The 12,435-nt window shown below is 63.4% G+C and carries 14 protein-coding genes; 8 read left to right on the top strand and 6 right to left on the bottom strand.

Annotated elements, in window-relative coordinates:
- Positions 1 to 165: 165 nt before the first annotated feature.
- Entirely contained in the window at positions 166 to 678 is a 513-nt protein-coding gene (locus tag AC1D1W_RS07810; RefSeq protein WP_476943369.1) for a VOC family protein, read from the bottom strand.
- Positions 679 to 751: 73 nt separating this feature from the next.
- On the opposite strand from AC1D1W_RS07810, the gene AC1D1W_RS07805 reads away from it, so the two are divergent.
- The gene (locus tag AC1D1W_RS07805) at positions 752 to 1,564 is read left to right on the top strand and encodes a helix-turn-helix transcriptional regulator (RefSeq protein ID WP_476943368.1); all 813 of its coding nucleotides are present in this window, start codon (positions 752 to 754) and stop codon (positions 1,562 to 1,564) included.
- 69 nt (positions 1,565 to 1,633) lie between these two features.
- Here AC1D1W_RS07805 and AC1D1W_RS07800 read toward each other — a convergent pair whose 3' ends face one another.
- On the bottom strand, positions 1,634 to 2,083 hold the full coding sequence (locus tag AC1D1W_RS07800; protein WP_476943367.1) for a recombinase family protein: 450 nt from the start codon (positions 2,081 to 2,083) through the stop codon (positions 1,634 to 1,636).
- An 83-nt stretch (positions 2,084 to 2,166) separates the two neighbouring features.
- Between AC1D1W_RS07800 and AC1D1W_RS07795 the strand changes: the two genes are divergently transcribed.
- Positions 2,167 to 2,553: a PadR family transcriptional regulator gene (locus AC1D1W_RS07795; protein WP_243181397.1), complete on the top strand. Its 387-nt coding sequence runs from the start codon at positions 2,167 to 2,169 to the stop codon at positions 2,551 to 2,553.
- Complete coding sequence (locus AC1D1W_RS07790; protein ID WP_243181398.1) at positions 2,550 to 3,266, top strand: hypothetical protein; 717 nt, start codon at positions 2,550 to 2,552, stop codon at positions 3,264 to 3,266. Before AC1D1W_RS07795 ends, AC1D1W_RS07790 begins: the two co-directional genes overlap by 4 nt.
- Before the next feature lie 223 nt (positions 3,267 to 3,489).
- Here the strand turns inward: AC1D1W_RS07790 and AC1D1W_RS07785 are convergent, their stop codons facing one another.
- Positions 3,490 to 4,275, bottom strand: coding sequence for a hypothetical protein (locus tag AC1D1W_RS07785; protein WP_476943366.1), 786 nt, complete (start codon positions 4,273 to 4,275; stop codon positions 3,490 to 3,492).
- Positions 4,276 to 4,749: 474 nt separating this feature from the next.
- Here AC1D1W_RS07785 and AC1D1W_RS07780 point away from each other — a divergent pair, with 474 nt between their 5' ends.
- A complete protein-coding gene (locus AC1D1W_RS07780) occupies positions 4,750 to 4,914 on the top strand; it encodes a hypothetical protein (RefSeq protein ID WP_476943365.1) in 165 nt (54 codons plus the stop codon).
- 272 nt (positions 4,915 to 5,186) lie between these two features.
- Here AC1D1W_RS07780 and AC1D1W_RS07775 read toward each other — a convergent pair whose 3' ends face one another.
- Together AC1D1W_RS07775 and AC1D1W_RS07770 are read right to left on the bottom strand one after the other, a co-directional pair.
- Positions 5,187 to 5,636 (bottom strand): MarR family winged helix-turn-helix transcriptional regulator, encoded by a 450-nt coding sequence (locus AC1D1W_RS07775; protein ID WP_243181401.1) that lies wholly within the window; start codon positions 5,634 to 5,636, stop codon positions 5,187 to 5,189.
- Positions 5,637 to 5,729: 93 nt separating this feature from the next.
- Positions 5,730 to 6,536 carry a DUF2382 domain-containing protein gene (locus tag AC1D1W_RS07770; protein ID WP_476943364.1) on the bottom strand — a complete coding sequence of 269 codons (807 nt, stop codon included), beginning with the start codon at positions 6,534 to 6,536 and terminating at the stop codon, positions 5,730 to 5,732.
- A gap of 266 nt (positions 6,537 to 6,802) precedes the next feature.
- Between AC1D1W_RS07770 and AC1D1W_RS07765 the strand changes: the two genes are divergently transcribed.
- The 4 genes from AC1D1W_RS07765 (at position 6,803) to AC1D1W_RS07750 (ending at position 9,875) form a co-directional block, all read left to right on the top strand.
- Entirely contained in the window at positions 6,803 to 7,591 is a 789-nt protein-coding gene (locus AC1D1W_RS07765) for a hypothetical protein (RefSeq protein ID WP_476943363.1), read from the top strand.
- Between the two features lie 8 nt (positions 7,592 to 7,599).
- Positions 7,600 to 8,010, top strand: coding sequence for a phage holin family protein (locus AC1D1W_RS07760; RefSeq protein WP_476943371.1), 411 nt, complete (start codon positions 7,600 to 7,602; stop codon positions 8,008 to 8,010).
- 18 nt (positions 8,011 to 8,028) lie between these two features.
- The gene (locus AC1D1W_RS07755; protein ID WP_476943362.1) at positions 8,029 to 8,616 is read left to right on the top strand and encodes a DUF3618 domain-containing protein; all 588 of its coding nucleotides are present in this window, start codon (positions 8,029 to 8,031) and stop codon (positions 8,614 to 8,616) included.
- Positions 8,617 to 8,702: 86 nt separating this feature from the next.
- Positions 8,703 to 9,875, top strand: coding sequence for a YihY/virulence factor BrkB family protein (locus AC1D1W_RS07750; protein WP_476943361.1), 1,173 nt, complete (start codon positions 8,703 to 8,705; stop codon positions 9,873 to 9,875).
- 681 nt (positions 9,876 to 10,556) lie between these two features.
- Here the strand turns inward: AC1D1W_RS07750 and AC1D1W_RS07745 are convergent.
- The gene (locus tag AC1D1W_RS07745; RefSeq protein WP_243181407.1) at positions 10,557 to 11,717 is read right to left on the bottom strand and encodes an alkaline phosphatase family protein; all 1,161 of its coding nucleotides are present in this window, start codon (positions 11,715 to 11,717) and stop codon (positions 10,557 to 10,559) included.
- Positions 11,718 to 12,435: the final 718 nt, after the last annotated feature.

The raw sequence follows: 12,435 nt of genomic DNA, 5'->3' as shown, positions 1-12,435 counted from the left end.
CCTGGCGGGTTACTTCCGGAAAGCGGTGTGACCGCAGTCCGCGGCGGGTGAAAGAGTGCATGCTGGAGAGCATAGTTGCAGCCTCTGTCAGCCCCTGTGAGCCGTAGCGAAAGTCTTTGTTGTGACACCGATCGTGATGAAAGTTGTGGGCTGGGATGCGCCGGTTCAGCTTTGCTTGGCGGCCCAGCCGGCAACGCGCTGTGTGCATTCCTCTTCGGAGAGGTCCTCGACCCGAGTCATGATGGACCAGCGCACACCGTAGGGGTCGCGGATGCTGGCGAATCGGTCTCCTGACACAAAGGTGGACAGCGGCTCCCGGATGGTAGCTCCTGCCCGCTCGGCGCGCGCGACGAGGGCGTCCGCATCCGCGCAGTAGAAGCCGACGGAGTAGCAATCATCCTCGCCGTTCGGCGCCGGGACGAGGTGGTAGTCCGGGTTGGGCTCACCGATTTGGAGCCGTCCCTGACCGAAGTCCAGCTCGGCGTGGACCACCATTCCGCCGATCTCGGTCGCATTGACGGTGCGGGCGCCGAAAACGTCCTGGTAGAACGTGATCGCCTCCTTCGCCGAGGGAATCGCAAGGAATGGCGTGAGGCTCGTGAAGCCGTGCGGGATGCCGGATGTTGTGTGCTTGCCGTCGGCGGCTGCGGTCAGTTCGGGGCTTGTAGTATCACTCATAGATCTCACGGTACGCACGCGTCCGCCCAGCGGCTTGGTGAATTGCGACAGCCTGGATAAGGAGTATCCGCCCATGGTGGTTTCGTTCAAGGGAATCCTCTACCCTGCCCGGCTTCCCACGTTTCACCGTGTGCCCGCGCCGGAGTCCGTGTCGGACCTGGTGCAGTGGTTTTGGATCCCCGAATGGGACATTGAGCCGGGGCACACGTCACGCCAGCATCTGATCGCATTCCCTGCATCCAACCTTGTTGTCCAGAAGGATCGTGTTGAGTTCGCAGGCCCGACAACACGTGGATCACATCGCGACCTCACAGGCCGGGGCTGGGCGGTGGGGGCTCTCCTGCGTCCCGCGCTGGTTCCGCGTTTCACGCACGATCCAGGGAGCCTGCGGGATTCCCAGCTGCCACTGCCGCTTGCGGATCTGCATGCCTCAGTGTCGGAGCCCATGGGCGGACCCGATCCACAGGAGCGTCGGCAACACGCTGTGGAGGCTTTCGCTGGTTGGCTGGTAGCGCAGCGTCCGGAGGTGTCAGAGGAGGGCATTCTTGCCAACGCGATGATGGACATTATCGGAACGTGCAGCGACGTGCTCCGCATTGAGGACGTTGCGGCGCGTCTGTTTGTGTCGCCGAGAACCCTTCAACGGGTGGCGGGGAAGTACATCGGCCTGAGCCCGTCCGCGCTCATTCGACGGCGCCGCCTGCAGGAGGCCGCTGATCGGTCACGGACCGACCAGGCTGCAGACCTCGCGGGGATAGCTGCCGAATTCGGCTACACCGACCATGCCCATCTGACGAACGACTTCCAAAAGACCCTGGGATTCACGCCAAGCACGTACCGGCGGTCAGTCCTCCAGGATCGTGCCGGGAATCAGGACGGGGATTAGGTCCACGCGCGCTGCTGCCCTTAGGCGAGAAGTTTCCACTAGACGTTCCCTCTCAGCCGACTCGTTCTCTTAACCCGATTCGGTGTCTCGAAACCTTTGTGCCTCAAAACCCCAGGGATACGAGACGGAGGGATTAGGCCAGGCCCTCGCGCCGTGCTCTGGGCGCCATTTAGCGATCACAAAACGACGCCAAATAGCGCCGAAAGTCACGGTTTCGCCGAGTCCGGGCCGTTCCTTGTTTCTGCCGGTCAGTCCGTGGTCGACGTAGATCCGCTCAACGGGGACGCCAAGGGCGGCTAGGCCGTGGCGCTGCGCGGTCAGATCCTGGTCATTCGTGGACGCCCGGCCGTAGCCGAGGATGTGCGCAGTTGTGGGTGCAACTGCAGCTGTTGAGTCACCTAAGCGGGACAGTTTTGCGGGCGGGGTATACGCGAATCCTGGATCCCAGCATCTGTATGGGATTTTCACGGCGGGGGAGCGGGTCGAGGGTGTCGCGGTGGGGGACCGGCTTACGGGCATGTGCTGGTGTCGCACCCGGTGCCCATCCACGCCCAGCTGGAAGTGGTCTTGACAGGCTAACTACTTAGATAGAAGATCTAGTCATGAATGTTCCTGCCTCTGATCCGCAACCCACAGGAAGCGCGGACTGGCCAAGTGATTGGCTCCGGGCCACGCTTGGCTTCCTTGCGCTCCGTGCACTATCCGCCGGGCCCTCTTATGGATACGCGATCATCAGCGAACTAGAGCACCATGGGTTCGGCACCATAAAGGGCGGGACCCTGTACCCACTCCTCACCCGATACGAGACTGCCGGCCTGGTAACCACGGAATGGCGGGCCGGCGACGGCGGTCCCGGCCGCAAGTATTTCGCGCTGACAGATCAGGGCCGCGCCGAACTCACCCGCCTGAGCGCTGACTGGCTCCGCTTCGCCGTCACCAGCACCCATTACCTCGACCCCGAGCGGCTCACGAAGGAGATCCCCGCATGACGCAGCAGACCAACGATAAGAAATGGTTCGACCAGCTCGTCATGGAGCTACGTCTACGCCAGGTGCACGGGAGCGCCATCGGAGACACCATCGCAAGCACAAGGGAGCTCCTCGGCGACACCGGCCAACGGGCCGAGGAAGCGTTCGGGCCAGCCCGAGACTACGCTGCCGCGCTTGAACTCCCGTCCGAGCCGAAGCACGACTGGGTGCGAAAAGCACTCTGGCCGTCACTGCTCGGACTCCTGGCCTTCCTGCTCTTCAATCAGGCAATGGTGTCCTGGACGCGGTCGGAACCGCTGCTGGTTTCACCGGCGCAGCTAGCCCTCCTCGCTACACCAGTCGTTTTCCTGGCCTTCCTGCCGCTCTACCTCGACGCCTTCATACGGCGCATCTGGGTCTGTATCGGAATCACCGCTATTTGCGTCCTGTCAGGTCTCCTCTCAGCCTTCGCGACCCCTTCGAGCCGGGCCGAAGCATGGCTGGCGATCGACCCGCTGCCCTGGCTCATAGGCAGCGCTCTCGTGATGGTGGCACTTTCAACCATGAACACCATCCGGTCAGCCCACTCCGAGGACGACAACGACATCACCGATCCGCTCTCCGGGACGACGGACATCACCGGAAGAGGCGCGCGGGCAATCGTTCAGATAACTAACTGGTTGTTCCCAATACTCGCCATCGCCATGCTCGGCCTCGCGCTGTCATTCCGCTAGATCAGCGGGATGCCTGCAAGCATCCTGTCGCGGTGGGGGATCGGCTTACGTGCAGCAAAGGCCACAAATAGCGCTGTGAAAACGCGGCCATTTAGCGCTGCGACTCACAGGCCAAAGCAGAGCGAAGGGGAGGAATGCCGTTCCAGCAGGGCAGGCTCAGAGCGGGAGCCAGCAGTAACTGCTCAAACTCGCCAGTCCTGGTACCGCACGGGAAAGGTGCGTCCTAGGGCTGGTAGTACTCCTCTGTCGGAGTAAAGCCCACACGGTCCACTTTCCGGTGGTAGTGAACCCCGGTGAGTCCGCCCAGCACGGCGCCTATCAGGGCTATGGCGGCCACCGCGATGGCCGCAATGACGCCATCTAGACTGAGCGGCCCCTCGACCAGTGGTAGGCGAAGGAAACTGTTGATCGTGGTCAGGACATTGAATTGTCCCATGAACGCCAGCAGTGCCCCCGCACCGGATCCGATGACGCCCCACAGCCAGACCATGAGCCCCTGGCCGACGCCGTTGAAACGCGCCATCCGTCCTGCCACGTAGCCACCCGAAAAATAGGCGAGGAACTGGAGCGACAGAAGTATGAACATACCGGTCATGTCATCTGACGATTTCTGGCCGGCTCGGGCGAGCGGGTCCGTGACGGGCAAAATACCGGCCCTGCCGGCCGCCGCAACCAGAGCAACTAGCAAAACAGCCATTGCGGTCGAGACCAGCCAGCCGAAGAAGGCCGAGCCGATCTTGATGCCGCCGAACCGCTCCTCTTCTCGGGCGACCACGGTTTCACGGACAGCGGTGGCCGGGTCTTCCGGCAACATGCCGTCGACCGGGCGGCCTGTTTCATCGAAGTACCCGTCGTTCTCCCCATCGGCGAAAACACGGTCCGTCTCTTCGTAGAGGGCGTCAGCACTGTGGTCAGAAGCGCGACTTTCCGTTTGATCCAGGGGTTCASGAGTGCCGTCCCAGTCTGCGTCGAGCCGTCGCGCATCATCAGGACCGCTTGCGCTGCCCATCACGCATCCTCCCTTAAGTGATCTGCCGGGCCCACTTCTACTAGGCTCACTCCCCGGGTGAACCGTGCCGGACGCTATTAAAACTGCGCACTCAGCCCGGTTCACGAGGGGCTTTTGGGCCCGACCTAGTGTCTGGTGGTCGAGCCGAGTCGGTGTGAAGGCCGCGGACCGGGCGTTTAGGCCGAAACACGCAAGACGGACTAAGCCGGTCTTGGGCCCCCTGCTTCCCCTCCCGCCAGTTGGTTATTGCGGCCGCGCGGCCTGAGGCTCCGCTGCTTCGAGTTCATATGTGTGCAGACGAAACGGCGTCAACCGGGGGTGAAGAAGGCGCCGGGCCATGGGTCTAGCACTACGGCTGGACAGCATGGATCAGCGGGGGTGTCCTATTAAAAGGTGCGGTGGAGTTTTGCAGGACATCGACGTGGCGGGGGGAACTCTCCCGAAGCGACGTCAGAATCGATTTTCTTCCGCCCGGTGAGCAGACTGAGCACGGATCACCCGTTCCTCGCAGGGCGCGTCGAGGCAGGGTCCTTGGCCATCCGCGTCAGCGCCGAATTGGCCATCCAGTTCGGTGAGCTGGCACGGAGGCTGCAGCAGGAAGGGCTGGGTGCCGTAGATGAATTCCTTCGCCGTGGCTGACGGCTTTCCTGAACGCGTTGTTGCGCAGAATGATCTGTTTTCCGTGTCTGTCGTACCGGTTCGTCGTAGGCCGTGAGGCCGGGTGCAGCACCCAGATGTGCCCGGCGGGCGGGAGGTAGATCCCGAGGCCTCCGGCTCCGTTCCTGGACCCCGAAGCCCACGAACAAGCCCTGCCCCGGGCCCAATGGATCAATCGGGAAATCGGAGGAGCGGGCGCCGTGGTTTCTCCCGGCATGGACCCGTGAGGGCGTCCCACCTGACAGTGTGTCGTGTCAGTTGCGGGGCGGACCCTGCGCTTGTCGGGGATCTTGGAAGGTGTTGACGAACCGGGAGAGTTGTTCGAGAAGGTTTTCCCATCCGTCGAAGTCTGGCGAGACGGCGGCGCTTTCAGCCTCGAGGGCTGCTTTGAGTGCCGCTTCCCCGGCGTCAGTTATCTCTACCTGGAATTGCCGCCGGTCATGGGGGTTTCGTGTCCTCGTGATCAGGCCTCCCGCCTCCAGACGGGCCAGCACGCGGCCCAGGGTCTGGCTTTGAACCTGGACCTTCGCGGCGAGCTGTTCTTGGTTCATGGGGTGGGGTGATACGGCTTGGAGGGCGATGACTGCGGCCCGGGTCAGGCCCAGCGGGGCAAGTGCCTCATCGAGGCGGCGCTGAACCAGGCGCGCCGCCGTAGAGAGGAGCAGGTAGCCGTCCCGGGCGTTGACCTGAGGGTCGAGGGGCATCGATTACGGCCTTCCGTGAGCGGGACGAGGATCAACCAGAAGGGGCAGGCCAGGGGTCCGGCGTTAGCCGTACCCCTGGCCCGCCCACGACCGCTATCGGCGCGTGCCGTCGTCGCCGTCGGTTTCGATCCGTTCCTTGCGGATGTCCTCATCGACGGTTACTTCGTCGGTCACGGTTTCCGTATTGAGACGGACCCGTTCGACCGGGACGGTTTCCTTCTCAACAACGGGGCGTTCCTCGTGGAGGACGACCTCGTGTTCTTCCTCGCTGATGTCCGGGCCGGACAGCGCCGACCCGCGGTTGGCGTCCGTGATGGGCTCACGTTCGAGGCGGACCTCTTCACGCTCCACGGGAACGGTCTGGGTGACATTTTCAGTGGTGACGTACTTGCGCAGCCGCACCCGTCCGGCAGCCTGCCGTTCGGTGCCGACGTTCAGGCGTTCCTCCGAACGGGTCATGGCATCGTCGGTGGTGGGTCCCGAGGTGTCGCGCCCCACGGCGCCCCCGCCGGTGTCCGCGTAGTCTGCGTCGCGGTAGTCCCCGTCCCGACCGGCTGCCGCATCGGTGTACGTCCGGTTCCCGTCGCCGATGCCGTAGTGGGCATAGAGCCGGTCCTCTTCGGCGCGTTCAAGGTGCCCGTCGGTGTCCACCCGGGGCKCATCCTTGACCTGGTCCTTGGTGTACGGGACGACGAGGTCGCCGCCTTCGGTACGGGCTCCTTCCAGCGGGACGAAGGATTCGGACGTGCCAAACAATCCGGTCTTGGCCGTGACCCACGTGGGCTGGCCGTTGTCGTCGTCCGCGTAAACCTGGCCGATGGACCCGATCTTGTCCCCGTCAGTGGACAGGACGCTTCCGTTGCGCCGAAGCAGGTCATCGATATGTTCCTTGGCGAGCATGAATGTCTCCTTGGATCTGTGATGCGGTTTGGGACTGCAGCACCTTCGGGTGGAACGCTGCAGGACCCCACCATAAGCATGCTTAGTAACAGTTTGGCAAGCCTACTTACTATTTTTTCTTGTTCCGACCGGCACCTCTTGCGCAACAAACGGAAAGTATGCTTACTATCTAATTGGTAGCCGTGCTTACTAATTCATCTGGCCTAATTCATCCGGTGCCGCGCGTTCCACATTCGCCGGCGGGCCCTTCCTGAAAGAGAGCAACGATGACAGAGAATCAATGGACCCAGGCCACTCCAGAGCCGCCCACGGGCGAGTATGCGCATACCGTGGCAGCGCCCTCCGGTGGAGTGGAAAGCTCTCCCTCCACGAAAGAAGCAGCAAAGGATGAAGCCGCCGCAGTGGCGGGACACGCTGCAGGGAGAGCGAAGAACGTGGCCGAAACCGCCCAGGCCGAGGCTGCCAATGTCGCGGCAGAGGCGAAGACAAACGCCAAGGATCTCCTTTACCAGGCAAAGGCAGACCTGACGGATCAGGCAGGCGCGCAGCAGCAGAAAGCCGCCAAGGGAATCCGCACCCTCTCTTCGCAGCTGCACACCATGGCAGACGCATCCGAGGAGCCCGGCGTCGCGGCTGACCTCATCCGTCAGGCCGCCGAACGGTCACAGTCCGTGGCTTCCTGGCTTGAAAACCGGGATCCCGGATCCCTGCTGGAGGAAGTGAAGTCGTTCGCACGGCAGCGGCCGGGGACATTCCTCCTGGTCGCAGCCGGCGCCGGATTGCTCGCCGGCCGGCTGGGACGAAGCCTGCAAGCCGGAGCCCCGGACACGCAGCAGGCGGCGTCGAAACCCGCTCGTCTCTCGACCCCGGCAACGCCCCCCGCCCACCAGGAAACCGTCATCGCCGCCGGCTCCGGTGACCGCTTCTTCGACGAACCGGCCCTCCCCGGCACAGCGGGTCCCGTTTCGGCCCACACCCTGCCGCCGGGTACCGCAGCCGACGGATCCATTCGGGACAACGTTCCCTTTCCGAACCGGGAGGGTGGTCAGCTGTGAGCAGCCAGATGCCGGAGCCACCTCCCACAGCCGCACAGGCGAAAGCGGAATCCGCCTCCCTCGGCGATCTCCTGGGTGATGTCACACGGGACATGTCCACGCTGATGCGGCAGGAAGTCGAGCTGGCCAAGGTCGAGTTCAAGCAGTCGGCCGAGCGGGCCGGTAAGGGTGCGGGGATGCTGGCGGGCGCCGCCGTCGCTGGACATTTCGTGCTCCTGTTCCTGTCCCTGGCGCTCTGGTGGGCTCTGGGCTACGTCATTGGGCCTGCCTGGTCCGCCGTGGTTCTCGCCGTGATCTGGGGCGCCGTTGCCGCGATCCTGTCCTCGACCGGACGCAAGGAACTCAAGGCGGTCAAGGGGATGCCCCAGACCACTGAGACGTTGCAGGAAATCCCGCCCACGCTCAAACCCAACACCTAGATTCAGCGAGGAAACACGATGAGTGAAAACCCGGATGTCATCCGAGCAGATATCGAAGCAACCCGTGCCCGGCTGGGTACCAACGTCGATGCCGTAGCGGACAAGGTCACACCGTCGCACATCGTCCAGCGGCAAACTGACAAAGTCAAAGAGAACGTCAAGGACGCCGTCTTTGGAGTAAAGGAGAAAGTCATGGGCGCAGCGGACCACACTGCCGGCAACGTGCACTCGGCCACGGCCAGTACCGGTACGCACGTCGGCGACGCCCCTGCGCAGGTCAAGGCCAGGACGCAGGGCAACCCGCTGGCGGCAGGTCTGATCGCGTTCGGCGCCGGGCTGCTGGTCTCTGCCCTGATCCCGGCCAGCCAGAAGGAGCGCGAGGCCGCGGATGCTCTTAAGACGGCCGCGGAGCCGCTCACCACGGAACTGACCGAGGCGGCGAAGCACGTGGCCGAAGGGCTGAAGGAACCGGCCCAGGAGGCCGTGGCGAACGTCAAAGCCACCGCCGTCGACGCCACCGATCATGTCAAGGCCGAAGGCCAGGGTGCCGTGGCGGACGTCAAGGACCGGGCCACCGAGGCCAAGGACAACGTGCAGCAGGCCTAAGGGCTCTGATCAGGATCCGGCCGGCTGCCCCCGCTGATGCGCTGGGCGGCCGGCCTCTGCACTTAACTTCACGAAGGAAAATTTCCATGGCCAAGAACCTTTCCAATGCAGAAGATGGCACCGCCACCGACGCCGAGACAGGGGAGAGCAGCACGGCCAAAGCCCACACGGCGCCCGCCCCCGACGATCCCCGCAAGCCCGACAGCCCCGCCGATGTCACCAAACACTCGTGGCGGTACATCGCCAAGAAGACCCTGCGGGAGTTCACCAAGGACCAGTGCCCCGACCTCGCCGCGGCCCTGACCTACTACGCGGTACTCTCGTTTTTTCCTGCCCTGTTGGCCTTCGTGTCCCTGCTTGGCATCTTCGGGCAAGCCGAGAAGACCACTGCAACGCTGCTCGAGATCGTTCAGCGCTTCGCCCCTGCCGAGTCGGTGAACGCCGTCCGGGCGCCCCTCGAGCAGCTCACCAGTTCCTCCTCGGCCGGATTTACGCTGCTCATTGGCATTCTCGTCGCGCTCTGGTCCGCCTCGGGCTACGTGGGCGCGTTTGGCCGGGCAATGAACCGGATCTACGAAGTTGACGAAGGCAGGCCCTTCATCAAACTCCGGAGCACCATGCTCGGTGTCACCGTCGTCACCGTGATGATTGTCGCCCTCCTCGCCCTCATGCTGGTCCTGACCGGCCCCGTGGCAGAATCCGTCGGGAACGCGGTCGGCCTCGGCGGGGCCTTCGTGACCGTCTGGGACATTGCGAAATGGCCCGTGGTGCTGCTCCTGGTTATCGTCGTGATCGCCATCCTTTACTACGCCACGCCTAACGTGAAGCAGCCCAAGTTCCGCTGGATGAGCATCGGGTCCCTGATGGCCTTAGTGATCTTCCTGCTCGCCTCCGTGGCCTTCGGGTTCTACGTAGGCAACTTCAGCAGTTACAACCAGACCTACGGCACTATCGGCGGCGTGATCATCTCGCTGCTGTGGCTCTGGATACTGAACATGTCCCTGTTGTTCGGTGCCGAGTTCGACGCCGAAACGGAACGCGGCCGCCAGCTCCAGTCCGGCATCGAAGCCGAAAAGACCATCCAGCTGCCGCCCCGCGACACCAAACAAAGCGACAAGATTCAAGCCCGCGAAGAAGAGGATATCCGCCGCGGCCGCGAACTCCGCGAACAGCGCGCCGACGCCGCCGGGAGGGAACAGCAGAACCACGACGACCGGAGCGCTCCACACCGAGGCTCGAGCAGAATGGACCGCACCTGACACGGAAAGTTGCCCCGACCAGAGCGAATGGATTGGCTCCCCCTTACGGACAACATCAGCCGCAGGGTTACAGCCGGCGGCGGCACAAAATGCCCGGGTATTAGGGGTCCTCGCCCCCGGTCCTAAGCTGACGCGCTGGGCCATCGGAGCGCACAAGGGCTGCTTACTTGGACTCACGAAGCCAGCACGCGTCCTAGGTACAGACTCGGGCGGCGCGCGGATACAATCAGTCCGCGTAGCTTGCGCGCGCCGGACGTCTGCAAAGTCACAGCAGGCGTGGCGGTGAGTAGGTCAGCAGCCGAATCCTCGCTGGAGCCTGGGGGATACCTTTTGTGGGCCTCTCCGGGAGACAAACGTCCTACTTCGCTGCATGTGCGGACCCAATTCAGCACCTTCATTGAGAGCCCGTGCTGCCGTTGAGCGAAGTCGATCGCTATCTGCAGGGCATCGCTCCGCGCGTTTCTCGGTGGGCCGCTCAGGCCGGCTCCATCTTTAAGGAAGGTGGAGCCGGTCTCTGGGGTGCGCTTCGTCATTCTGAGGTTGAATGACGTTGTGGCGTGCCCCTGACTGGGCTGCTGTGCCACAACGCAACAGTAGGTTCTGAAGCTGCGGTTTTTCTTGCCGTGTGGGAGCCCCGGGTCGGGGGAGCGGCGATGCTTGGAGATTCGGTGCCACGGGCGATTACAGGGCGTTGAAGACGTCCGGGCCGAAGCTGTTCAGCCCCGGCGCGCCTGCGTAGCCGAGCCTGGGTACTGAAAAGATGTCCTCGATGCTGGCAAGCAGGCTGTAGTGGTTGTACATCCTGTCCGACGTCGTGCCCCCCTTGGTGAACGGCGAGATCACCAGCGCCCCGACCCGGCCGCCGGCCGTGCCCCCGGGGATGCCCGACGGGCCGGAGGTCTTGGCTTCGGTTTCGTCGAAGGTGATCACCAGCATCCCGTCCTGTTTGTAGGCCGGGGAGTCGAGGATGGCCGGAACCTGCTGCTGCAGCCAGCCGTCGGCGCTTTCGAGACCGCCCGGGTTCCCGTCGACGCAGGGGCTGTCGTGCCCGTCATTGCACAGGTTGGGTGTGATGAAGGAAAGGTTCGGTGTCGCGTCCGTGGACTTCAGGTCATCGGCGAAGTGGGTGTAATCCACCACGTTTTTCTGGCAGTCCGGGGACGATGTTATTTCCTCAAAATACACGAACGGGTTGTGGCGCGTTGCGTATTGGTCGCCCTCCTTCGCCTTGTGGTGATCGTCCTTAGAGCCGGGCTCGGGATGCTGGCAGGGAGTGCCCATGTCCTCCATGTAGCCTTTCCAGGTCTTGCCGGCGGAACTGAGCTGGCCTGCAAGCGTCGGAACCGAGGCCGGGTACACACAGCCGGTACCCTGCACCTGGCTAAGTTCGGATGTTCCGGTTTGTTTGAACCCGGCATACACCGGGCAATCGGCGCGCGTCATGGCGTTCGAGCCCTGCCCCGAAATCTGGGCCAGGTAGTCCGGGAGGGAATTGTGGTCTATCCCGTAGTACCGGGAGAGCAGCACACCCTCGGCGCGCAGGGTCTTCGACAAGTAAGGGGCCGCCGAACCAGCACCCCAGACATCGTTGTAATCGTGGTTCTCCAGGTTGATCACGAAGACGTGGCCGGGCTTCCCCTGGGCCTGTGTGGGTTCTGCAGAGGGGGTTGTCGCAGGAGTTCCGGGGGCGGCCGTTGTCTTGTCCTGCCCCGGCGATGGCCCGCCTCCTGGCGGGGTGGGCTCACAGGCCGTGGCCGCGACCGCGAGGGTCGCAGCGAGAATCAGCGCCGCGGGTCGCGCCGCGCTGTCCAGCCCCAGAATTTTGAAGGTATTTCGGCTCATCCGTTCCGGCTTCTCTCTGGCCCAGCCCCCGGCGGACCGATTACCAAGTGGCGTTTGATGCCCAGCTAGAATCAACATTTTGTCTGTACGCGCTGAGTAATACCTGTGGAACCCTGCGGGCCCACGTTGCATAGGTGTAAATGATGTCGAAGAAGACTGGTCGACTCTCGTTCGTGAACGTCACGCATGTGACTACCGTCCACCCCGTCTCGGTGGGCTCCGTTCAGAACGACATCTTCAGCTCCCGCTGGCCTAGACGATATGAACTGTGGTGCTCGCTGACGTAGGACTGGAACCCCGGGTTCATATCGTCCAGGACCAGGAATCCGGAACGATCTCGCCGGGAATCACCCCCAGGCCGTCCCGGATCCCATCAAGGGCAAAACGGGCCTCGCTGCGCTCGGACAGCACAAGCATTTTCATTCTTTTTGCTGCTGTCCGTTGGATCATACGTGCCCGCTACACGGGCGCAACCGTCCTGCGGACGACCGCGCACCGGATGCGTTGTGGTCGGCGCTGCGCTTATTTCCTCCCCGCAATCCATCAGGTGCTTGCCCTTCGGGTTGCGCGGGCTCCGTCGGGCACAGCTCCGCGATGCTCCGCCAGCAGGCAAAAGAACATGGTGGGGGAGAAGGAGCTGCTGATGGAATACCCGGGAACGTCGTGCGCAAGGCCGAAATCGTGAACCACGTCTGGCCCGGAAAACCCCGACCGGCGC

The sequence above is a fragment of the Arthrobacter sp. P1_B4 genome, from assembly GCF_056406555.1.
This window is presented reverse-complemented; position numbering and strand designations above follow the sequence as displayed.